Source organism: Citrobacter sp. C348 (assembly GCF_047467975.1).
Taxonomy (GTDB): Bacteria; Pseudomonadota; Gammaproteobacteria; order Enterobacterales; family Enterobacteriaceae; genus Citrobacter; species Citrobacter gillenii.
This window is the reverse complement of the sequence record NZ_JASJUJ010000001.1, coordinates 555,560-577,271: the sequence shown is the minus strand read 5'-3', so window position 1 is coordinate 577,271 and position 21,712 is coordinate 555,560. Positions and strand designations below refer to the sequence as shown.

The following is a 21,712-nucleotide window of genomic DNA, read 5'->3' as shown; positions in this document are numbered from 1 at the left end:
GAGATTATGGCACACTTGCCCGGTTAACTCTCGTTCTCAAACAGGTGCGAAAGACGTGAAAATCCTCGTTGATGAAAATATGCCCTATGCCCGCGAACTGTTCAGTCGTTTGGGGGAGGTAAAAGCGGTTCCCGGTCGTCCGATTCCCGTCGCAGAACTGGATGATGCGGACGCCTTAATGGTGCGCTCGGTGACGAAGGTCAATGAAGCACTGCTTGGCGGAAAACCGGTTAAGTTTGTCGGGACGGCAACTGCGGGCACTGACCATGTGGATGAAGCCTGGCTTGCACAGTCAGAGATTGGCTTCTCCGCCGCGCCCGGTTGCAATGCGATTGCGGTTGTCGAGTATGTCTTTTCAGCACTGCTAATGCTGGCGGAGCGCGATGGTTTTGCGTTAGCCGATCGCACCGTGGGCATTGTTGGTGTCGGCAATGTGGGCGCGCGTTTGCAGGCGCGACTGGAAGCATTAGGGATCCGCACGTTACTTTGCGATCCACCGCGTGCCGACCGGGGTGACGAGGGCGATTTCCGCTCGCTCGACGAACTGGTTGAACACGCCGATATCCTGACCTTCCATACGCCGCTGTTTAAAGACGGTCCGTACAAGACCCTGCATTTGGCTGATGAAGCACTGATTAGCCGACTGAAGCCGGGCACCATCCTGATTAACGCCTGCCGTGGACCGGTCATCGACAATACCGCGTTGCTGTCCCGCCTTAATGCCGGGCAACATCTGAGCGTGGTGTTGGATGTCTGGGAGGGCGAGCCGGACCTGAATGTCGCGTTGCTCGAGAAAGCGGATATCGGTACGGCGCATATTGCAGGATACACCCTTGAAGGGAAGGCACGGGGAACCACGCAGGTCTTTGAGGCCTATAGCAAGTTTATTGGCCACGAACAGCACGTTGCACTGAGCACCCTGTTACCTGCCCCGGAATTTGGACGCATCACGTTGCACGGCCCGTTGGATCAGCCAACGCTGAAAAGGCTGGTGCATTTAGTGTATGATGTGCGCCGCGATGATGCGCCGCTGCGTAAAATCGCTGGAATTCCGGGTGAGTTTGATAAACTGCGTAAAAATTACCTTGAGCGCCGTGAATGGTCGTCTTTGTACGTCATGTGTGACGACGCCGCTGCTGCTACCTTGTTGTGTAAGCTGGGGTTTAACGCCGTTCATCACCCGGCACATTAATGTCTTCTTAATGCTCCCTGTCGAATAATACGACAGGGACGCTTACGTATTTCTGGAGTAAATCACCATGTCTGAAGGCTGGAATATTGCCATTCTGGGCGCAACGGGCGCCGTAGGCGAGGCCCTGCTCGACACGCTGGCGGAACGTCAGTTCCCGGTCGGTGAGATCTATGCGCTGGCTCGTAATGAAAGCGCAGGTGAGCACCTGCGTTTTAACGGCAAATCTGTCATTGTCCAGGACGTCGCCGATTTTGACTGGACGCAGGCGCAATTAGCTTTTTTTGTTGCGGGCGTTGAAGCCACCGCGGCGTGGGTAGACGAAGCCACCAATGCCGGCTGCCTGGTGATTGACAGCAGCGGTTTGTTTGCTCTTGAGCCGGACGTCCCGCTGGTGGTTCCGGACGTGAACCCGTTCGTATTAGCGGATTACCGCAACCGCAACGTGATCGCAGTCCCTGGTAGTCTGACCAGCCAACTGCTGTCTGCCCTGAAGCCGCTGATTGACGACGGTGGCCTTTCACGTATCACGGTGACCAATATACTTTCGGCTTCCGCCCACGGTAAAAAGGCGGTGGATGCGCTGGCCGGGCAAAGTGCGAAACTGCTTAACGGTATTCCGATTGACGACGACGATTTCTTTGGCCGTCAACTGGCGTTCAATATGCTGCCGTTGCTGCCAGACCGCGAAGGCAGCGTGCGTGAAGAGCGTCGTATCGTTGATGAAGTGCGTAAAATCATGCAGGACGAGGGGCTGATGATCTCCGCCAGCATCGTGCAGTCGCCGGTGTTCTACGGTCATGCGCAAATGGTGAGCTTTGAAGCGTTACGTCCGCTGGCAGCAGAAGAAGCCCGTGATGCATTTGAGCGCGGCGAGGACATTGTGCTGTCAGAGGCGACCGATTTCCCAACCCAGGTCAGCGATGCGTCGGGTAGCCCACATCTTTCGGTAGGCTGCGTGCACAATGATTACGGTATGCCGGAACAGGTACAGTTTTGGTCTGTAGCAGACAACGTACGCTTTGGCGGCGCGTTGATGGCGGTGAAAATCGCTGAAAAACTGGTGCAGGAGTATATGTACTAATGTCTGACCTGCAACAGCTGCCCGTCCATAAAATTGCGCTGGGTATTGAGTATGATGGCAGCAAATATTATGGCTGGCAGCGCCAGAACGAAGTTCGCAGCGTTCAGGAAAAGCTGGAAAAAGCGCTTTCGCAGGTCGCCAATGAACGCATCACGGTATTTTGTGCCGGGCGTACCGATGCTGGCGTTCATGGTACGGGCCAGGTGGTGCATTTTGAGACCACCGCGCAACGTAAAGATGCGGCATGGACGCTGGGGGTAAATGCGAATTTACCTGGTGACATTGCTGTGCGTTGGGTGAAAGCTGTACCGGATGATTTTCATGCGCGGTTTAGCGCCACGGCGCGCCGCTACCGTTATATCATCTACAATCATCGGTTGCGCCCAGCAGTTCTGGGTAAAGGCGTGACGCATTACTATGAGCCGCTGGATGCTGAACGTATGCATCGCGCGGCCCAGTGCCTGATTGGGGAGAATGATTTCACCTCGTTTCGGGCAGTGCAGTGCCAGTCGCGCACACCGTGGCGTAACGTGATGCACATTAACGTGACGCGTCACGGTCCTTATGTGGTGGTAGATATTAAAGCGAATGCCTTTGTACATCATATGGTCAGGAATATTGTTGGCAGCCTGATGGAAGTAGGTGCCCACAACCAGCCGGAGAGCTGGATAGCAGAACTGTTAGCGGCGAAGGACAGAAAGCTGGCAGCGGCAACGGCGAAAGCGGAAGGTTTGTATCTGGTGGCGGTAGATTACCCCGACCGGTTTGACCTGCCAAAACCGCCGATGGGCCCGCTATTTCTGGCGGACTAATTTGAGTCGTATAAAGGCATACTATGGAACTGATTTACTTTCTTATTGATTTTATCCTGCACATTGATGTGCACCTGGCGGAGCTGGTCGCGGAATACGGTGTCTGGGTATATGCCATTCTGTTTCTGATCCTGTTCTGTGAAACCGGACTGGTGGTTACGCCGTTCCTGCCGGGAGATTCGCTGCTGTTTGTCGCAGGCGCGCTTTCTGCATTGCCCACTAATGATTTAAATGTCCATCTGATGGTGGCGTTAATGATTGTGGCGGCAATCGTAGGCGATGCGGTGAACTACACTATCGGTCGGGTGTTCGGCGAAAGGCTGTTCAGCAATCCGAACTCGAAAATTTTCCGTCGTAGCTATCTGGATAAAACACACGCGTTCTATGAGCGTCATGGCGGTAAAACCATTATTCTGGCGCGTTTTGTCCCTATCGTACGCACATTTGCACCGTTTGTTGCCGGTATGGGACACATGTCCTACCGTCATTTTGCACTGTTTAACGTAGCGGGCGCGCTGCTGTGGGTATTACTGTTCACCTATGCAGGCTATCTGTTTGGCGATCTGCCGGTGGTGCAGGAAAACCTGAAATTATTGATTGTGGCGATTATCGTCCTCTCCGTATTGCCTGGTGTTATCGAAGTGATTCGTCACAAACGCGCAGCATCAAGGGCGCAAAAATAAAAAGTAACTCAGCGGTTCGACCACTTTTTTGTCCAAAGTTTCGGGCTGTTATGTTTTAATGTGCAACATTCATGGTCTGTTGGGGGCAAAAATGGCATTATGCGCCCCTTATAACAAAGCTGACTAAGGTTCAGGCAGAAAGGTCACCAATGAGCTGGATTGAACGAATTAAAAGCAATATTACTCCCACCCGCAAGGCAAGCATTCCTGAAGGGGTGTGGACCAAGTGTGATAGCTGCGGTCAGGTATTATACCGTGCTGAGCTGGAACGTAATCTTGAGGTCTGTCCGAAGTGTGACCATCATATGCGCATGTCGGCGCGCAATCGCCTGCATAGCCTGTTAGATGAAGGTTCTCTTGTGGAGTTGGGTAGCGAGCTTGAGCCGAAAGACCTGCTGAAGTTTCGTGACTCCAAGAAGTACAAAGACAGACTGGCTTCTGCGCAGAAAGAAACCGGTGAAAAAGATGCGCTGGTAGTAATGAAAGGCACGCTTCACGGTATGCCGGTCGTTGCAGCCGCATTCGAGTTCGCGTTTATGGGCGGCTCCATGGGTTCAGTGGTTGGCGCACGTTTTGTTCGTGCCGTTGAGCAGGCGCTGGAAGACAACTGTCCGCTGATCTGCTTCTCCGCTTCCGGCGGGGCGCGTATGCAGGAAGCGCTGATGTCGCTGATGCAGATGGCTAAAACCTCCGCGGCGCTGGCAAAAATGCAGGAACGCGGTTTACCGTATATCTCTGTACTGACTGACCCAACCATGGGCGGTGTTTCCGCAAGTTTCGCGATGCTGGGCGACCTCAACATTGCTGAACCGAAAGCACTGATTGGCTTTGCCGGTCCACGTGTTATCGAGCAAACCGTACGTGAAAAACTGCCGCCGGGATTCCAGCGCAGTGAATTCCTGATTGAAAAAGGCGCTATCGATATGATCGTCCGCCGTCCGGAAATGCGCCTGAAACTGGCGAGCGTTCTGGCGAAGCTGATGAATCTTCCGGCGCCGAATCCGGATGAGCCGACTGAAGGCGTAGTGGTACCTCCGGTACCCGATCAGGAATCAGAGGCCTGATAACGGACTCTATGGATTTCGCGTCGCAGGAAGACGGTGAGTGATTCCCGATGAGCTTACACCGCTAAGTGATTCGGGGGAGCGAGCACAGCCAACGCGCCTGCAACGTGAAAGACGACGAGTAGAAAAGGGCAGGCCGGTTGGCGCTGCCCTTTTGCTTTTATTAACGTGACGAATTGACAGGCATCATGGACAATAAACGTATTCCCCAAGCCGCGTCGCCCCTGGCGTCGTGGCTTTCTTATCTGGAAAACCTGCACAGTAAAACCATCGATCTCGGCCTCGAGCGCGTCAGCCAGGTTGCACGAAATCTGGGTGTGCTGAAACCCGCGCCGTTTGTTTTCACGGTGGCAGGCACCAACGGTAAGGGTACAACCTGCCGTACGCTGGAATCCGTACTGACCGCGGCGGGATATAAAGTCGGGGTATACAGTTCTCCTCATCTGGTGCGTTACACGGAACGTGTACGCGTGCAGGGGCGCGAACTTGCGGAATCTGCCCATACCGCTTCGTTTGCCGAGATTGAAGCCGCTCGCGGTGATATTTCGCTGAGCTATTTTGAATACGGTACGCTGTCGGCGCTGTGGTTGTTTAAGCAGGCTAAGCTTGATGTGGTGATTCTGGAAGTCGGCCTGGGCGGGCGTCTTGATGCTACCAATATCGTTGATGCTGATGTCGCCGTGGTCACCAGTATTGCACTTGACCATACTGACTGGCTGGGGCCGGATCGCGAAAGTATTGGTCGTGAGAAGGCCGGGATCTTCCGCGCTGAAAAACCGGCCATTGTCGGTGAACCGGAAATGCCTTACACCATTGCCGATGTGGCACAAGAGACCGGGGCTATTTTGCAACGCTGTGGCGTTGACTGGCGCTATGTGGTGGCGGAAAGCGACTGGTCCTTTACGGACAGTCACGGTACGTTGACGCATCTGCCGTTACCCCAGGTGCCGCAACCTAACGCCGCCACTGCGTTGGCTGCGCTACGGGCAAGCGGGCTTGATATTAGTGAACAGGCAATTCGCGAAGGGATTGAGCAGGCCATTTTACCAGGACGTTTCCAGATTGTGAGCGAATCGCCGCGCGTTATTTTTGATGTCGCGCATAACCCTCATGCAGCAGAATATCTGACCGGGCGTCTGAAAAAGTTAGTGAAAAACGGGCACGTGCTTGCGGTTATCGGTATGCTACATGATAAAGACATTGCCGGTACGCTGGCCTGGCTGAAAAGCGTGGTAAACGCGTGGTATTGTGCACCCCTGGAAGGGCCGCGAGGCGCGACGGCAGAACAACTGCTGGAACATCTGGGAACAGGTGAAGCCTATGATAGCGTGGCGCAGGCATGGCGTGCGGCCTTGGCAGATGCAAAACCAGAAGATACCGTGTTGGTGTGTGGATCGTTTCACACTGTCGCACATGTCATGGAAGTGATAGACGTGGGGAGAAGCGGTGGCGAGTAAGTTTCAGAATCGATTAGTCGGCACAATTGTGCTGGTTGCGCTCGGGGTGATTGTGCTTCCTGGGCTGCTTGACGGGCAGAAAAAACATTATCAGGATGAGTTCGCGGCGATTCCGTTGGTGCCAAAACCTGGTGACCGCGATGAACCGGATATGATGCCTGCTGCCACGCAGGCGCTGCCGACGCAGCCGCCGGAAGGTGCAGCAGAAGAGGTGCGTGCGGGCGATGCTGCCGCGCCGTCGTTGGATCCGTCGCGCCTGCCGGTGGCTAACGGCGCGGAGTTTGATCCTATTCCTGCGCCGGTCGAGCAACCTAAACCTAAACCGAAGCCACAACCTGTTGTTGCGACGCCAGTGCCAACACCGGCTCCTGCGCCTGCACCGAAACCGGTTGTCGCAGAAACGCCGGCACCGACCGGCAAAGCATATGTTGTGCAACTGGGTGCGCTGAAAAATGCGGACAAGGTCAATGAGATCGTGGGTAAACTTCGCGGTGCGGGTTTCCGGGTATTTACTTCCCCGTCCACGCCGGTACAGGGTAAAATAACCCGTATTCTCGTTGGGCCTGATGCCTCCAGAGATAAGCTGAAAAATTCGCTTGGCGAACTGCAGAAGATCTCCGGTTTGAGTGGGGTCGTTATGGGATATACCCCTAATTAAGGGGGACGTTGCCTGATGGCGCTGCGCTCTACGGCGCTACGCTTAGGTAGGCCGGATAAGGTGTTTACACCGCTATCCGGCAGTGCCCAAAGAGGCAAAAAGTTAGATGGCGTTGAAGATTTTTTCAGCGCCATTTTTATTTACGCGTGGAAAGGAAATCCCTACGCAAACGTTTTCTTTTTCTGTTAGAATGCGCCCCGAACAGGACGACAGGGCGTAAAATCGTGGGACATATATGGTCTGGATTGATTACGCCATTATCGCGGTGATTGGTTTTTCCTGTCTGGTTAGCCTGATCCGTGGCTTTGTTCGTGAAGCATTATCGTTGGTGACTTGGGGGTGTGCTTTCTTTGTCGCCAGCCATTACTACACTTACCTGTCTGTCTGGTTTACGGGCTTTGAAGATGAACTGGTTCGAAATGGGATTGCTATCGCGATACTGTTTATCGCGACACTTATCGTCGGCGCTATCGTTAACTTTGTGATAGGCCAACTGGTGGAGAAAACAGGTCTGTCGGGTACCGACAGGGTGTTGGGGATCTGCTTCGGTGCTTTGCGCGGAGCGTTGATCGTCGCCGCCATACTGTTCTTTCTCGATACGTTTACCGGTGTGTCGAAAAGTGAAGACTGGAGTAAGTCTCAGCTGATCCCGCAGTTCAGTTTCATCATCAGATGGTTCTTTGACTATCTGCAAAGCTCGTCAAGTTTCTTGCCCAAAGTATAAATTTTGGGTCGTTGCTGAACGAGGAAAAGACGTATGTGCGGTATTGTCGGTATCGCCGGTGTTATGCCGGTAAACCAGTCGATTTATGACGCGTTAACGGTGCTCCAGCATCGTGGCCAGGATGCCGCTGGCATCATCACCATTGATGCCAACAACTGCTTCCGCTTGCGAAAAGCGAACGGCATGGTGAGCGACATTTTTGAAGCTCGCCATATGCAGCGTTTGCAGGGCAATATGGGCATCGGTCATGTGCGTTATCCAACAGCTGGCAGCTCCAGCGCCTCCGAAGCTCAACCTTTTTATGTCAACTCACCATACGGTATCACGCTTGCCCACAACGGCAACCTGACCAACGCCCATGAGCTGCGTAAAAAGCTGTTTGAAGAAAAGCGCCGCCACATCAACACCACTTCCGATTCAGAAATCCTGCTGAATATTTTCGCCAGTGAGCTGGATAACTTCCGCCACTACCCGCTGGAAGCGGACAATATTTTTGCCGCGATCGCCGCGACGAACCGCCAGATCCGTGGTGCCTATGCCTGTGTAGCGATGATTATCGGCCACGGTATGGTTGCCTTCCGCGACCCTAACGGTATCCGTCCGTTGGTGCTGGGTAAACGCGATATTGGTGATGGCCGCACCGAGTATATGGTGGCTTCTGAAAGCGTGGCGCTGGATACCCTTGGCTTTGAATTTCTGCGCGACGTTGCGCCGGGTGAAGCGGTCTATATCACTGAAAAAGGCAACTTGTTTACCCGTCAGTGTGCGGATAATCCGGTCAGCAACCCGTGCCTGTTTGAGTACGTTTACTTTGCGCGTCCTGATTCGTTCATCGACAAGATTTCCGTCTACAGCGCCCGCGTGAATATGGGCACCAAGCTTGGCGAAAAAATTGCTCGTGAGTGGGAAGATCTGGACATCGATGTGGTGATCCCTATTCCGGAAACCTCGTGCGATATCGCGCTGGAAATTGCCCGGATTCTCGGTAAACCGTACCGTCAGGGCTTTGTGAAAAACCGTTACGTCGGCCGTACCTTTATCATGCCGGGTCAGCAACTACGTCGTAAATCCGTGCGTCGTAAGCTGAATGCCAACCGTGCTGAATTCCGCGATAAGAACGTGCTGTTGGTAGACGATTCCATCGTGCGCGGGACCACCTCTGAACAAATTATTGAGATGGCGCGTGAAGCCGGGGCGAAGAAAGTGTACCTGGCCTCTGCGGCACCGGAAATACGCTTCCCGAACGTCTATGGTATTGATATGCCCACGGCGACGGAGCTGATCGCTCATGGCCGCGAAGTTGACGAGATCCGCCAAATCATCGGCGCTGACGGTCTTATCTTCCAGGATCTGAACGATCTGATCGAAGCCGTCCGCGCAGAGAATCCGGATATTCAGCAGTTTGAATGTTCCGTGTTCAACGGCGTGTACGTCACCAAAGACGTTGACCAACAGTACCTCGATTTCCTCGATTCCCTGCGCAATGATGACGCTAAAGCGGTATTGCGTCAGAATGAAGCGGAAAACCTCGAGATGCACAACGAAGGGTAAGTCAGGGCATGCCGGATGGCGACGCTTTGCGTCTTATCCGGCCTATAGTCCACCATCGTTGTAGGCCGGATAAGGCGTAGCCGCCATCCGGCATTTTTATGTTACGCCTCGTCGACCCAAATCCGCATTTCACCTTCGCCACGATTGGCCCAGCTAAACCACGGAATAAACGTTAAGGTCTGCTTTTCGACCGTTGTCTGACGGTTATCAAAGCTGTACAGCGGCTTGTCACTCTCAGCGGTCAACACGCGCAGCCCTTCAGCTTGCAGCAACACTTTGCCCTTCAGCACTCCGACGCCCTGAATTTCACGCAGCTCGCTTGCTTTTGGCAGCGACAGGTTATGCAACTCAGCGCCGTTATCCGCCTGTTCCAGACAGTACACCAGCGGCCCGCGCTGAATAGCGACCTTGCCCGCAGCGTGGCGCACCAGTGGGTTGGCGTAAACGCGACGGACCGTCATCGGCAGGTTCAGGGTAATGATGTCACCTTGCTGCCACTGACGGCGCAGATGCAGATAGCCCTTAATCACTCTGCCTTGTGCCGTTTCTCCGTTGACCTGCACGTGCGGTGTTTCGCACCACGCCGGTAGACGTAGCGCGACGGTATGTTCAACGGTCTTTGGCTGGCTAAAGTGAATAGTGACCCGCTCATCCCATGGATAGTTACCGCTAATGTTCAGCGCCAGGGTCTGGTTTTTTACGCTGAACTGCGCTTCGCTCCCGGCGTAGAAGTTGATAAACAGCGCGTCTGGTCGAGGGGTGAAAATATAGTGACCAATGGCGACCAGCGTGCGGGCGATATTCGGTGGGCAGCAGGCGCAGCCGAACCAGCGCTGACGCACCGGCTTAATGTGATCGTAAATATGGTTATGTGGAATACTTTTCGGGTACGTCTCCAGCGGATTGACGTAGAAGAAGTGCTTCCCGTCCAGCGCCATTCCACCCAACACCGTATTGTAAAACGCACGCTCCATGACGTCGGCGTAGTGCGCATCACCTTCCATTTCCAGCATGCGGCGTGCGAACATCATCAGGCCGATGGAGGCGCAGCTTTCGCCGTAAGCGGTGTCGTTCGGTAAATCGTAGTCGCTGGTAAAGGCCTCGCCGATGCCCTGCGAGCCGATACCGCCGGTGATGTACATCCGCCGCTGCACCATATTGTTCCAGATGCGCAGGCAGGTTTGGCGCTTCTCTTCATCCTGGGTGATACGGGCAATGTGCGCCAGTCCGGTCATCAGATACACCGACCGCACTGCATGACCGACCGCTTCATGCTGTTCAGCGAGCGGTTTGTGCGCATGGGTGTATGTTTTGTCTTTGATCATTCCCGGCCAGGCGTCGCCCCAACCAACCCAGTGTCGGGTACCGCCGCGTTTTTCGAACTCAATATCGTAATAGTAGGGTTGTTTGCCACGTTCCTCGACGAAATAGCAGGCCAGCGCCTGGTAGCGCGGTTCCTGAGTGACTTCATACAGACGCATCAACGCCAGCTCGATTTCCGGGTGCCCAGGATAGCCGCGCAGTTGGCCTTCTTTGGGACCAAACACCGTGTCGATGTGATCGGCAAAGCGACAAGCGATGTTCAGCAGTCGACGTTTTCCGGTGGCGTTGAAGAAGGCGACTGCCGCTTCAAACAGGTGTCCGGCGCAGTAGAGCTCGTGGCATTCGGCGACGTTGGTCCAGCGCAACCCTGGTTCCTTTACGGTATACCAGGTGTTGAGATAGCCGTCGTCACACTGCGCCTGAGCCAGCAGCTCAATCACCTCGTCGGCAGTTTTTTCAAGCACTGCATCTGGCTTCTGGCACAGCGACCAGGCTACGGCTTCCAGCCATTTGGTGACATCGCTGTCCTGGAAGACCATGCCGTAAAACTCGCCGTGTTCCAGACCGGCGGCGATGCGGTAGTTAGCCAGCGCGTGGCTGGGTTCTGTCTCGGGAATCGTGTCGTTCAGTGCTTCCCATTGGTACGGGATCACCACGTCGCGAATCAAGCGTTGGTATTCACCCAGAAATGGATCGGTGATGGTGATTCGGTTGAGATCGGCTTCAATCACAGCAGACTGCATCATGTATACCTCAGGAAATGTGTGAATGTCGTTGGTGAAGATCGGTTGAAATACGCTGCATCATCGGGCCATTGAGGCGGCATTTGAGCAGGCACAGCGCCAGTGCGAGGTGGAAAATGGCCGGCACAATGCTTTGCAATAGGGTGATGCCCTGAAGAGACGCTGCGGTCTGATTTTCAAGACCTGGCTGGTAGGCCACCATGATCAGCAGAATACTGATAATGCCGCCGGAAGATGCCCACGAGAGCTTGATGAAAAACAGATTAAAAGCGAAGTTCATCCCGGATGAGCGCACGCCGTTTTTCCATTCGCCGTAGTCGTCGGCGAAGGCCATGATTGAGAAGTGCAGGGGGAGGGTGAAGCCGAGGATCACGCCGTTTAGCGCAATGCAGCCCAGCCACAGCATGCGGTAATCAGCTCCGGTTGGCAGGAACCACATCGCAATGCCAAATACCACCAGAATCAGGTTGGTGCAGATATACAAGCGCACCATATCGAAACGCCGCGAGAGGGGATTAACGATGATCGCGCCTAAAATGCCCGCCACTGTCAGTACACCGAAAAACAGCGACATAAACCTGGCGCTGCCCTGCAGAACATACGAAATAAAGTACATGTAGCCGCCGCCGCGAATACACAGGATATTCACCAGCAGGAAGGACATCACCAGCATCATCAGTAACTGATCGTTTTTACGCAGCCCGGCCAGATGCTCACGCAGGGTAAATTTGCCGACCAGCGACAGCGGTACGCGTTCTTTCACCCACAAGAAGCACAGTAAAAACATCACCATGCCCACGCAGCACAGTACGGTGACGCCATATTGATAACCTTTGGCCAGATTGCCCTGACCAAAGAATTCCACCATCCACGGCAGACCGACCGCAACCAGAAAGCCGGCAATACCGCTTAATACAAAACGCCAGGACTGACACGACATCACCTGATCGTGGCGGTTCGTGACGGCGTTTATCAGCGCACAGTAGGGCACATTGTTGGCGGTATAGCCCAGGGAAAGCAGGAAGTAGGTACCGAATGCCCAGGCGATTTTCATGTTGGGGCTGATATCCGGGACGGTAAAGGTCAGGATACCGATAATGCCCAAGGGAACGGCTGTCCATAATTGCCACGGACGAAAGCGCCCCCAGCGACTGCGGGTTCGGTCGGCAACCACGCCCATCACAGGGTCAGAGACGGCGTCGAATATGCGTAGAACAAAAAACATTGCCCCGACGATGGCGGGGCTAAGCCCGAACACGTCGGTGTAGAAAAAAAGTAAAAAGCCGCTTATTAAATCTGAGATGCAGTGTCCACCAGCATCGCCTAATCCATAGCCTATCTTTTCGCGGGTTGAGAGCGTTTCTCCCGCATCAACGGTTTGTGCATCAGAATCCAGGTTATCAGCAATGGTCATAACCAATCCTCGAACAAGGGGGATGATTTAAAAAGTCATTACGGCTTATCTCTGACAGTTTTTACTAAAGATGTAACGGTTCTGAGCATAGGACTGTACGGGTGTTTCGGTATATGACGGTTTTCTTTCTCTGTGAAAATGATCCTGGTTTTTACTAGAAATAATTATTTTATAGTGATCGGTGTCACGATAGTGGCGTTGGGAGGCGCCATTAGTGGTTCTGTTAGTTATTCTGTAGGGAAATGAGGGAGAGTTAATCATTGGCGCGTTAGTGGTATTCTTAGCGCTTAAGGAACCCGACATCGGCTTAACCACGCGTGACAGGTAAAAACGAACGGAATGGCAAACAAGACCCGAATCAAAGATATTGCAATGGCGTGCGGTGTGTCGATTGCCGCCGTGTCCCGGGCCCTGAAAGGGCAGCCAGGACTGAGCGAAGAGACCCGACAGCGGATACTGGCGATTGCCGAGTCTGAAGGTTACGATTTCGGTCGTTTGCGCAGTGGCCGCATTAAGCGGCTGCTGTTTCTGCTGCACCGCGAGCACAATATAGCCAGTGCATTGCCGTTCTATTCCAGCGTGATGCTTGGGGTGGCTGACGCCTGCCGGGAAAACGATATTGCGATGAGTTTCTTGCCGATTGGCCCGGAAGATTCGCTGGCTGAACTCATTAATTTGCATCAGCCTGACGCGCTGATTGCCGCAGGGTATCTGGAAACGGAAACTCTGGTCGAGCTGCGTAAACTGGCACTGCCGGTCACGCTGGTGGATCTGTGGGCAGCGGATTTTCCCTGCGTCAATCCGGATAACTTTCATGGGGGCTTCATTGCGACACGGCATCTGCTTGAACAAGGGCGCAAACGCATTGCGTTTCTCGGCCATTCGCAACGCCATTACAGTATCCGCCAGCGCGTAGAAGGATATCAGCAGGCGTTATTTGACGCCGGGCTGTCTTTACCCGCGGAATATCGTGTTGAAGCACCGCCGGTCAAAGATATTGAACAGGCGCTGGTCGAGGGCATGGACAAACTGTTAGCTCTGCCGCAGCCGCCGGATGCTATCTTTGCCTATAACGATATTGCCGCGCTGGTGGCGATGCGCGTCTGCGCGCGTAAGGGGATCAACGTGCCGCAAGATATCGCGATTGTTGGCTTTGATGACATCGATGCCGCTGCCTGGGCGCATCCGGCGTTAACCACCGTGGCGGTAGATAAGCGCGAGCTTGGGCGAGATGCGTTTCGTTTACTGCTCAGCGAGCAACATGAGCGAAATTTGCTGCTGCCGGTGCGGCTTGTGATCCGCGAAAGCTCGCTGAGTGCGACCGCACATTCACAGTTGCACCCTACGCGGTAATCCGGCACAGTCACGCCATGAAGAACAAAGGGCTCTCACAGTGAAACGACTCATCATTGGTATTTCTGGCGCCAGCGGTGCAATTTATGGCGTGCGGCTGTTACAGGTTTTGCGTGACGTTGCTGATGTGGAAACCCATCTGGTGATGAGTGCGGCGGCGCGTCAGACCCTGGCGCTGGAAACAGACCTGTCCGTACGTGAGGTGCAGGCATTAGCCAATGTGAATCACGACGCGCGTGATATCGCCGCCAGTATTTCATCTGGCTCATTCCAGACGGCGGGGATGGTCATTCTGCCTTGTTCCATTAAAACGCTCTCTGGTATCGTCCACAGTTATACCGATGGGCTGCTGACCCGCGCCGCTGACGTGGTGCTGAAAGAGCGTCGTCCGCTGGTGCTGTGCGTACGTGAGACACCGCTACATCTGGGGCATCTGCGATTGATGACCCAGGCGGCGGAAATAGGCGCGGTAATTATGCCGCCGGTTCCGGCGTTTTATCATCGTCCCCAGACGCTTGATGATGTGATTAATCAAACGGTTAACCGTGTACTTGACCAGTTCAATATTGCTCTCCCGCACGATCTGTTTACCCGCTGGCAGGGGGCATAAGCCGCTCAGCCAGCGTGCATATCTGCATTCCTTGCCCTGTTTCAGGGCAATTTTGTAACCGCGATCATATCCTCAACATTTAATTCGTTAAAACGTAACGAAACGCTGCGGTTCAACCGTCATACCTGCTATCTTCAAAATCAGGACAATATTGCAACGTTTTATTAACATATTTAACGTCGAATATCCTCATCGACGCGAAAATGGCATAAGACCTGCATGAAAAAGTCTGCAAACACACAACACAACGTAAAACATAATAAAATTTCGCCACTTGAGGGTTATGTATGAAGAAGACGGTACTTGCTTTGTCATTGCTGGTAGGACTTTCCGCCACCGCGGCCAGCTACGCAGCGCTTCCGCAGACAGTTCGTATTGGTACAGATACCACCTACGCCCCTTTTTCCTCTAAAGATGCCAAAGGGGATTTTGTCGGGTTTGATATCGATCTCGGCAATGAGATGTGTAAGCGTATGCAGATCAAATGTACCTGGGTTGCCAGTGACTTTGATGCGCTGATCCCCTCTCTGAAAGCGAAGAAAATCGATGCCATTATCTCCTCGCTGTCTATTACCGAAAAGCGCCAGCAAGAAATCGCATTCTCAGACAAACTTTACGCCGCAGACTCACGTCTGATTGCTGCGAAGGGTTCCCCGATCCAACCGACCCTTGATTCGCTGAAGGGAAAACATGTTGGCGTACTGCAAGGCTCAACCCAGGAAGCCTATGCTAACGATACCTGGCGCAGCAAAGGCGTGGATGTGGTGGCCTATGCGAACCAGGATCTTATCTATTCTGACCTGACGGCAGGACGTCTGGATGCCGCGTTGCAGGATGAAGTTGCGGCTAGCGAAGGATTCCTGAAACAGCCTGCGGGCAAGGACTACGATTTTGCGGGTCCTTCGGTAAAAGACAAAAAGTACTTTGGTGACGGAACCGGGATTGGCTTACGCAAAGATGACGCAGAGCTGAAAGCGGCCTTTAATAAAGCGCTCGGCGAACTGCGTCAGGATGGGACTTACGACAAAATGGCGAAAAAGTACTTTGCCTTTAATGTCTACGGCGACTAATACGCCAATACGGGAAGCGATTGCACCGTAACGGGGAACGATTACGGTGCATGATAGTTACAGTGCACTATTTTGGTGCTTTTATCGCTGACATAATGAGCATGAATGCATACTTAAGCGCTTTTCATGCAAAAAAATACCGCCAACAGGGCAGAATGCTTTGCCATGTTGGCCTGATTAATGGCACGATAACTGCACCTGGTCCTGTAAAGATCCCCTATAAAAGACAGTCTGTTGAGGATAGTTATGAAAAAACTGGTGTTGTCTCTTTCTCTGGTTCTGGCGTTCTCCAGTGCTACCGCAGCATTTGCCGCTATTCCGCAAAAAGTGCGGATCGGTACCGACCCCACTTATGCCCCGTTTGAATCGAAAAATTCGCAGGGTGAATTAGTCGGTTTTGACATCGATCTGGCAAAAGAACTGTGCAAGCGTATTAATACACAATGTACCTTCGTTGAAAACCCGCTGGATGCGCTGATCCCTTCGTTAAAAGCGAAGAAAATTGATGCCATCATGTCGTCACTTTCGATCACTGAAAAACGTCAGCAGGAAATCGCCTTTACCGACAAGCTTTATGCAGCAGACTCTCGTCTGGTGGTTGCGAAAGATTCGGCTATCCAGCCGACCATTGAGTCGCTGAAAGGCAAACGTGTCGGTGTACTGCAGGGCACGACTCAGGAAACGTTTGGCAATGAACACTGGGCGCCGAAAGGTATTGAAATTGTCTCCTATCAGGGGCAGGACAATATCTACTCTGACCTGACGGCCGGGCGTATTGACGCCGCGTTCCAGGATGAAGTTGCGGCCAGCGAAGGTTTCCTGAAGCAGCCGGTAGGCAAAGATTACAAATTCGGCGGCCCGTCTGTGAAAGACGAGAAATTGTTCGGAGTGGGTACCGGTATGGGGCTGCGCAAAGAGGATAACGAACTGCGCGAAGCACTGAATAAAGCGTTTGCAGAAATGCGCGCTGACGGAACTTACGAGAAGCTGGCGAAAAAGTACTTTGATTTTGATGTTTATGGCGGTTAATCACCGCTGGTGCTGATAAAGCCCGTAGATTTTTGACGTGTTGAATTTATGCCTGATGGCGCTGCGCTTATCAGGCCTACAGCGATTTTGTAGGCCGGATAAGGCAATGCCGCCATCCGGCATTTAACAGTTTGTCTGAAATCAAAAGAGGCTTCTTACTTCACCACACACGACAGGACAGGCAGCATGTTGTATGGCTTTTCAGGTGTTATTTTACAGGGCGCAATCGTGACGCTTGAGCTTGCTCTTAGCTCGGTGGTACTGGCGGTTCTGATAGGCCTTGTCGGCGCGGGGGCAAAGCTGTCGCAAAGCCGGGCAATGGCGCTGATTTTCGAAGGGTACACGACGTTGATCCGTGGGGTACCCGATCTCGTCTTGATGTTGCTCATTTTCTACGGATTACAAATCGCACTGAACACGGTCACTGACGCGGTTGGTATCAGCCAGATTGATATTGATCCGATGGTGGCGGGGATTATTACGCTCGGTTTTATCTACGGGGCCTATTTTACTGAAACGTTCCGTGGCGCGTTTATGGCGGTTCCAAGAGGCCATATTGAAGCGGCGACGGCGTTTGGGTTTACCCCTTCGCAGATTTTTCGCCGGATTATGTTCCCGGCGATGATGCGCTACGCGCTGCCGGGGATTGGCAATAACTGGCAGGTTATTCTCAAAGCCACGGCGCTGGTTTCGCTGCTCGGACTGGAAGACGTGGTGAAAGCGACGCAGCTTGCCGGGAAGAGCACCTGGGAGCCATTCTATTTTGCCGTCGTGTGCGGGCTTATCTATCTGGTGTTTACCACCGTGTCTAATGGTGTGCTGCTGTACCTTGAGCGCCGCTACTCTGTGGGTGTGAAGAGGGCTGACCTGTGATTGAGATTATTCAGGAGTACTGGAAATCCCTACTGTGGACCGACGGCTATCGCTTTACCGGCGTGGCGATCACCCTGTGGTTGCTGATCTCGTCCGTAGTGATGGGCGGCATTCTGGCGCTGTTTTTGGCGATTGGTCGCGTATCCAGCAATAAGTTTATCCAGTTCCCCATCTGGCTATTTACCTATATTTTCCGTGGCACGCCGCTTTACGTTCAGCTACTGGTGTTTTATTCCGGGATGTACACACTGGAGATTGTCAAAGGGACGGACCTTCTCAACGCGTTTTTCCGCAGCGGGCTGAATTGCACCGTGCTGGCATTAACGCTGAATACCTGCGCCTATACTACCGAGATCTTTGCCGGGGCGATTCGTTCGGTGCCTCATGGTGAGATTGAAGCTGCGCGCGCTTACGGTTTTTCTTCATTCAAGATGTATCGCTGCATTATTTTGCCCTCCGCATTGCGTATTGCGCTGCCTGCGTACAGCAATGAGGTTATTTTAATGCTGCACTCAACGGCGCTGGCCTTTACGGCCACAGTACCGGATTTGTTGAAAATTGCCCGCGATATCAACTCGGCGACCTACCAGCCGTTTACCGCCTTCGGTATTGCCGCCGTGCTGTATTTGATGATTTCGTATGTCCTGATCAGTCTGTTCCGTAAAGCGGAAAAACGCTGGTTGCAGCATGTAAAACCTTCGACGCACTGAGAATATGATGTCTGAGAATAAATTAAACGTTATCGATTTACACAAACACTACGGCGAACATGAAGTGCTGAAAGGGGTATCGCTGCAGGCCAATGCGGGTGATGTGATCAGTATTATCGGCTCGTCAGGCTCTGGCAAAAGTACGTTCCTGCGCTGTATTAACTTTCTTGAAAAACCGAGCGCCGGGTCGATTGTGGTCAGCGGTCAGAACATTGGCCTGGTCCGTGACAAAGACGGTCAGCTTAAGGTGGCGGACAAAAATCAGCTACGCCTGCTGCGTACGCGCCTGACCATGGTCTTTCAACACTTTAACCTGTGGAGCCACATGACGGTGCTGGAAAACGTCATGGAAGCGCCGATTCAGGTATTAGGGCTGAACAAGCAGGAAGCCCGCGAGCGTGCGGTGAAATATCTGGCTAAAGTGGGTATTGATGAACGCGCTCAGGGTAAGTATCCGGTGCATCTGTCCGGTGGTCAGCAGCAGCGTGTCTCCATTGCGCGCGCGCTGGCTATGGAGCCGGAGGTTCTGCTGTTTGATGAACCGACGTCAGCGCTTGACCCAGAGCTGGTGGGGGAAGTATTGCGTATCATGCAACAGCTGGCCGAAGAGGGGAAAACCATGGTAGTCGTCACCCACGAAATGGGGTTTGCCCGTCATGTCTCCACGCACGTGATTTTCCTGCATCAGGGGAAAATTGAAGAAGAAGGCGATCCGGAGCAGGTCTTCGGTAATCCACAAAGTCCACGTTTACAACAGTTCCTTAAAGGATCGCTGAAATAAGCGCTTGATTGCCCGGTGACGCGTCGCTTACCGGGCCTTCGGCTTCCCGCACTCCAGACGATAACCCCAGTCGTCATAACGCACACCATTCACTTCATAGGCTTGTTCGAGCACCTGTGTGCGCACAAAACCGGTCTTTTCCAGGATGCGTACCGAGCCTTTGTTATCCGCCAGCACCCAGGCGTTTATCGCCGTTATGCCAGTATGTTCAAAGGCATAGTCGCACACAGCGCGTACCGCTTCACTGGCAATCCCTTTTCCCTGAGCGCGTGAAATAATGCAATAGCCAATATCAGCTTCTTGCGGAAAGTGATGACTAATCTGCAAGCCAATATCACCGAGCGGAGTCGCGTCATGATGTTGGCGGATGACAAACATATACGGTGCATTGAGACGCCGGGCGAACAGCAGGCGTGTTTCTTTTACCGGGGAGATAGTGCCCATAAAGCGCATGATGTCCGGGTTTTCGCGTAGTCGCAGGAAAAACGGCCAGTCAGTCGGTTGAAACGGGGAGAGGATAAGTCGCGGGGTGGTAATTATCGCCATAAATTCGCCATTACAGAAGTCAGGCTTATAACCTTACCACCGTAATGGCGACGGTGAACAGTCTTCGCGCTCATCGAATGACGTCGGCCAGCGCTTCCTCTAAATCATACCAACGAAACGCAAAACCGGACGCTTCCAGCCGCTTGGGCAATGCGCGCTGGCCGCCGAGGACCAGCACCGAGGATTCACCCATCAGCAAGCGCATTGCAGTTGCAGGAACGCGTAAGACGGCAGGGCGATTCAGAGCATGGCCCAGCGCATGGGCAAATTGCTCATTACGCACCGGGTACGGCGAAACCATATTGAACGGACCACGTAAATCGTTATCCAGCAGCCAGATGATGGCGTTGACCATATCATCAATATGGATCCAGGCCAGATACTGACGTCCGTTACCGATGGGGCCGCCCAGACCAAGGCGAAACGGCGGAACCATTTTTCCGAGGATGCCGCCGGCAGGAGCCAGCACCACGCCGGTACGCAGCAGACATACGCGCGTGTTGTCGCTTTGCGCGCCGCAGGCAATTTGCTCCCAACGGGCGCAGAGCTTATGGGTAAATTCATTGTGCGGCGGTTCCTCTTCCGTGACGACGACTTCACCTAAGTCGCCGTAGTATCCGGCGGCAGAACCTGAGATCAACGCCGTTGGTGGCGTATCGCTGGCGTTGATTAAATCGACCAGTTTCTGGGTGATACCCCAGCGACTTTGGCACAAACGCTCCTTTTGCTCAGCCGTCCAGCGCTTATCGGCGATGGGCTCTCCGGCAAGGTTAACAATCGCGTCGATGCCATTGAGGTTGGGCCTGTCCTCCAGTCCTTTCCACAGCGTAACCCGGGAGTCCAGAATCTGACGGGCCTTATCAGGGGTACGTGTTACAACGCTTATCTGATGCCCCAATTCCAGCAAGCGGGGGATCAGATGGCGTCCAATCAGGCCAGTACCACCGGTAATCAGAATCTGCATATTGCCTCCCGGATAACGATTAGCGCTGCCAGCTCAGCGTCATGGACACGGAGTCGGCGTAACGCAATGCGTGAAGTTTATCGATCTCTACTTCAGCATAAGTGACCCAGTGATGTTCGCGTGCGATATCGAGCACATCCTGAGTTAATTTTTCTAACAATGAGAAGCGGTTACTCTCTACGTGCGAAATAATGCTCTTGGTAATGGTGCGATAATTCAATGCATCGTTGATATCTTCGCTGGCGCGGGCTTTGTCTGCCGGGTAGTGGATGGCGATGTTAATGACGATATCCTGACGGTTCAGGATCTCCTCTTCTTTGATGCCAATAAACGTGCGCAGACGAAGGTTTTTTATACGAATAATTGCGTCAGGTTGTGACATTGCAGGTTTCCTCCATGTATGAACCTCTTAATGATACACGAGAATCGAATCGCGTTACCGGTTCTCGCTCGGTGCGTGCTGCATCGCACGTTCCGTGGCGGGACGGGTGCGAATGCGTTCGTACCAGTTATTAACTGCCGGATAGGTATCGAGGTCGATACGCTGACGCTGATGAGCATGAATCCACGGCCAGCAAGCAATATCCGCAATGCTGTAGTGATCGCCACCTAACCAGGGGGACATTTCCAGACGTTTGTTCATCACGTTGTACAGACGCTGAGTTTCAACCTGATAGCGCTCAATGGCGTAAGGGATGGTTTTGGGTGCAAAATGATTAAAATGATGATTCTGGCCCAACATTGGACCCAGACCGCTCACCTGCCAGAACAGCCACTGCAACGTGGTGTGGCGTTCGCGTAATTCACCGCTGAGCAGCTTGCCGCTCTTCTCTGCCAGATAGAGCAAAATTTCACCCGATTCAAACAGGCTGAGCGGCTTACCGCCGTCCTGCGGGGCGTTATCGATAATGGCCGGGATTTTATTGTTCGGCGAGATCTGCAGAAAATCCGGATGAAATTGATTCCCTTTGCTGATATCGACAGGAATCAGACGGTATTTCACCTGCGCCTCTTCGAGAAACAGCGTGATTTTGTGACCGTTGGGCGTTGGTGTGTAGTAGAGGTCGATCATTT

General features: G+C 53.3%; 22 protein-coding genes. 16 read left to right on the top strand and 6 right to left on the bottom strand.

Annotated elements, in window-relative coordinates; translation table 11 throughout:
* Positions 1–55: 55 nt before the first annotated feature.
* The 9 genes from pdxB to purF all read left to right on the top strand — a co-directional run bounded on the left by pdxB (position 56) and on the right by purF (position 9,222).
* Positions 56–1,192, top strand: coding sequence for a 4-phosphoerythronate dehydrogenase PdxB (pdxB, locus tag QNN86_RS02715; protein ID WP_182269477.1), 1,137 nt, complete (start codon positions 56–58; stop codon positions 1,190–1,192).
* A gap of 67 nt (positions 1,193–1,259) precedes the next feature.
* The gene (locus QNN86_RS02710; protein ID WP_181617449.1) at positions 1,260–2,273 is read left to right on the top strand and encodes an aspartate-semialdehyde dehydrogenase; all 1,014 of its coding nucleotides are present in this window, start codon (positions 1,260–1,262) and stop codon (positions 2,271–2,273) included.
* Positions 2,273–3,085, top strand: a complete 813-nt coding sequence (gene truA, locus QNN86_RS02705) for a tRNA pseudouridine(38-40) synthase TruA (protein ID WP_181617448.1) — start codon at positions 2,273–2,275, stop codon at positions 3,083–3,085. The genes QNN86_RS02710 and truA overlap by 1 nt, the downstream gene beginning before the upstream one ends.
* Positions 3,086–3,108: 23 nt before the next feature.
* A complete protein-coding gene (locus QNN86_RS02700; RefSeq protein WP_096756341.1) occupies positions 3,109–3,768 on the top strand; it encodes a DedA family protein in 660 nt (219 codons plus the stop codon).
* A gap of 149 nt (positions 3,769–3,917) precedes the next feature.
* The gene (gene accD, locus QNN86_RS02695) at positions 3,918–4,832 is read left to right on the top strand and encodes an acetyl-CoA carboxylase, carboxyltransferase subunit beta (RefSeq protein ID WP_096756342.1); all 915 of its coding nucleotides are present in this window, start codon (positions 3,918–3,920) and stop codon (positions 4,830–4,832) included.
* A 188-nt stretch (positions 4,833–5,020) separates the two neighbouring features.
* Entirely contained in the window at positions 5,021–6,289 is a 1,269-nt protein-coding gene (folC, locus tag QNN86_RS02690) for a bifunctional tetrahydrofolate synthase/dihydrofolate synthase (RefSeq protein ID WP_414210585.1), read from the top strand.
* The gene (dedD, locus tag QNN86_RS02685; protein WP_181617446.1) at positions 6,279–6,947 is read left to right on the top strand and encodes a cell division protein DedD; all 669 of its coding nucleotides are present in this window, start codon (positions 6,279–6,281) and stop codon (positions 6,945–6,947) included. Before folC ends, dedD begins: the two co-directional genes overlap by 11 nt.
* Before the next feature lie 235 nt (positions 6,948–7,182).
* Entirely contained in the window at positions 7,183–7,671 is a 489-nt protein-coding gene (gene cvpA / locus QNN86_RS02680) for a colicin V production protein (RefSeq protein ID WP_096756345.1), read from the top strand.
* Positions 7,672–7,704: 33 nt separating this feature from the next.
* Positions 7,705–9,222, top strand: coding sequence for an amidophosphoribosyltransferase (gene purF / locus QNN86_RS02675; RefSeq protein ID WP_096756346.1), 1,518 nt, complete (start codon positions 7,705–7,707; stop codon positions 9,220–9,222).
* Between the two features lie 101 nt (positions 9,223–9,323).
* On the opposite strand, the gene QNN86_RS02670 is transcribed toward purF, so the two are convergent.
* Together QNN86_RS02670 and QNN86_RS02665 are read right to left on the bottom strand one after the other, a co-directional pair.
* A complete protein-coding gene (locus tag QNN86_RS02670; protein ID WP_414210584.1) occupies positions 9,324–11,291 on the bottom strand; it encodes a glycoside hydrolase family 127 protein in 1,968 nt (655 codons plus the stop codon).
* Between the two features lie 7 nt (positions 11,292–11,298).
* Positions 11,299–12,702 (bottom strand): MFS transporter, encoded by a 1,404-nt coding sequence (locus QNN86_RS02665; RefSeq protein ID WP_414210583.1) that lies wholly within the window; start codon positions 12,700–12,702, stop codon positions 11,299–11,301.
* A gap of 339 nt (positions 12,703–13,041) precedes the next feature.
* On the opposite strand from QNN86_RS02665, the gene QNN86_RS02660 reads away from it, so the two are divergent.
* The 7 genes from QNN86_RS02660 to hisP all read left to right on the top strand — a co-directional run bounded on the left by QNN86_RS02660 (position 13,042) and on the right by hisP (position 19,128).
* Entirely contained in the window at positions 13,042–14,055 is a 1,014-nt protein-coding gene (locus tag QNN86_RS02660) for a LacI family DNA-binding transcriptional regulator (protein ID WP_117343401.1), read from the top strand.
* A 40-nt stretch (positions 14,056–14,095) separates the two neighbouring features.
* Positions 14,096–14,665: a UbiX family flavin prenyltransferase gene (locus QNN86_RS02655; protein WP_174360331.1), complete on the top strand. Its 570-nt coding sequence runs from the start codon at positions 14,096–14,098 to the stop codon at positions 14,663–14,665.
* A gap of 287 nt (positions 14,666–14,952) precedes the next feature.
* Positions 14,953–15,735 (top strand): lysine/arginine/ornithine ABC transporter substrate-binding protein ArgT, encoded by a 783-nt coding sequence (argT, locus tag QNN86_RS02650; protein WP_096756351.1) that lies wholly within the window; start codon positions 14,953–14,955, stop codon positions 15,733–15,735.
* A gap of 246 nt (positions 15,736–15,981) precedes the next feature.
* Positions 15,982–16,764, top strand: a complete 783-nt coding sequence (hisJ, locus tag QNN86_RS02645) for a histidine ABC transporter substrate-binding protein HisJ (protein ID WP_096756352.1) — start codon at positions 15,982–15,984, stop codon at positions 16,762–16,764.
* A gap of 186 nt (positions 16,765–16,950) precedes the next feature.
* Complete coding sequence (locus QNN86_RS02640) at positions 16,951–17,637, top strand: histidine ABC transporter permease HisQ (protein ID WP_181617442.1); 687 nt, start codon at positions 16,951–16,953, stop codon at positions 17,635–17,637.
* Positions 17,634–18,347, top strand: a complete 714-nt coding sequence (gene hisM / locus QNN86_RS02635; RefSeq protein ID WP_096756354.1) for a histidine ABC transporter permease HisM — start codon at positions 17,634–17,636, stop codon at positions 18,345–18,347. Before QNN86_RS02640 ends, hisM begins: the two co-directional genes overlap by 4 nt.
* Before the next feature lie 7 nt (positions 18,348–18,354).
* The gene (gene hisP / locus QNN86_RS02630) at positions 18,355–19,128 is read left to right on the top strand and encodes a histidine ABC transporter ATP-binding protein HisP (RefSeq protein WP_096756355.1); all 774 of its coding nucleotides are present in this window, start codon (positions 18,355–18,357) and stop codon (positions 19,126–19,128) included.
* A 27-nt stretch (positions 19,129–19,155) separates the two neighbouring features.
* Here hisP and QNN86_RS02625 read toward each other — a convergent pair whose 3' ends face one another.
* The 4 genes from QNN86_RS02625 to yfcG form a co-directional block, all read right to left on the bottom strand.
* Positions 19,156–19,674 carry a GNAT family N-acetyltransferase gene (locus tag QNN86_RS02625; RefSeq protein ID WP_182269482.1) on the bottom strand — a complete coding sequence of 173 codons (519 nt, stop codon included), beginning with the start codon at positions 19,672–19,674 and terminating at the stop codon, positions 19,156–19,158.
* 70 nt (positions 19,675–19,744) lie between these two features.
* Entirely contained in the window at positions 19,745–20,638 is an 894-nt protein-coding gene (locus QNN86_RS02620; protein WP_096756357.1) for a TIGR01777 family oxidoreductase, read from the bottom strand.
* 19 nt (positions 20,639–20,657) lie between these two features.
* Positions 20,658–21,020, bottom strand: a complete 363-nt coding sequence (folX, locus tag QNN86_RS02615; protein ID WP_096756358.1) for a dihydroneopterin triphosphate 2'-epimerase — start codon at positions 21,018–21,020, stop codon at positions 20,658–20,660.
* A 54-nt stretch (positions 21,021–21,074) separates the two neighbouring features.
* A complete protein-coding gene (gene yfcG, locus QNN86_RS02610; protein ID WP_414210654.1) occupies positions 21,075–21,710 on the bottom strand; it encodes a GSH-dependent disulfide bond oxidoreductase in 636 nt (211 codons plus the stop codon).
* Between the last annotated feature and the right edge of the window lie 2 nt (positions 21,711–21,712).

Bases quoted from the DNA above. Each gene is read 5' to 3' on its own strand.
- QNN86_RS02710 (WP_181617449.1), top strand. From the start codon at position 1,260: ATGTCTGAAGGCTGGAATATTGCCATTCTGGGCGCAACGGGCGCCGTA.
- truA (WP_181617448.1), top strand. From the start codon at position 2,273: ATGTCTGACCTGCAACAGCTGCCCGTCCATAAAATTGCGCTGGGTATT.
- QNN86_RS02700 (WP_096756341.1), top strand. From the start codon at position 3,109: ATGGAACTGATTTACTTTCTTATTGATTTTATCCTGCACATTGATGTG.
- accD (WP_096756342.1), top strand. From the start codon at position 3,918: ATGAGCTGGATTGAACGAATTAAAAGCAATATTACTCCCACCCGCAAG.
- folC (WP_414210585.1), top strand. From the start codon at position 5,021: ATGGACAATAAACGTATTCCCCAAGCCGCGTCGCCCCTGGCGTCGTGG.
- cvpA (WP_096756345.1), top strand. From the start codon at position 7,183: ATGGTCTGGATTGATTACGCCATTATCGCGGTGATTGGTTTTTCCTGT.
- purF (WP_096756346.1), top strand. From the start codon at position 7,705: ATGTGCGGTATTGTCGGTATCGCCGGTGTTATGCCGGTAAACCAGTCG.
- QNN86_RS02670 (WP_414210584.1), bottom strand. From the start codon at position 11,291: ATGATGCAGTCTGCTGTGATTGAAGCCGATCTCAACCGAATCACCATC.
- QNN86_RS02665 (WP_414210583.1), bottom strand. From the start codon at position 12,702: ATGACCATTGCTGATAACCTGGATTCTGATGCACAAACCGTTGATGCG.
- QNN86_RS02660 (WP_117343401.1), top strand. From the start codon at position 13,042: ATGGCAAACAAGACCCGAATCAAAGATATTGCAATGGCGTGCGGTGTG.
- argT (WP_096756351.1), top strand. From the start codon at position 14,953: ATGAAGAAGACGGTACTTGCTTTGTCATTGCTGGTAGGACTTTCCGCC.
- hisJ (WP_096756352.1), top strand. From the start codon at position 15,982: ATGAAAAAACTGGTGTTGTCTCTTTCTCTGGTTCTGGCGTTCTCCAGT.
- QNN86_RS02640 (WP_181617442.1), top strand. From the start codon at position 16,951: ATGTTGTATGGCTTTTCAGGTGTTATTTTACAGGGCGCAATCGTGACG.
- hisP (WP_096756355.1), top strand. From the start codon at position 18,355: ATGTCTGAGAATAAATTAAACGTTATCGATTTACACAAACACTACGGC.
- QNN86_RS02625 (WP_182269482.1), bottom strand. From the start codon at position 19,674: ATGGCGATAATTACCACCCCGCGACTTATCCTCTCCCCGTTTCAACCG.
- QNN86_RS02620 (WP_096756357.1), bottom strand. From the start codon at position 20,638: ATGCAGATTCTGATTACCGGTGGTACTGGCCTGATTGGACGCCATCTG.
- folX (WP_096756358.1), bottom strand. From the start codon at position 21,020: ATGTCACAACCTGACGCAATTATTCGTATAAAAAACCTTCGTCTGCGC.
- yfcG (WP_414210654.1), bottom strand. From the start codon at position 21,710: ATGATCGACCTCTACTACACACCAACGCCCAACGGTCACAAAATCACG.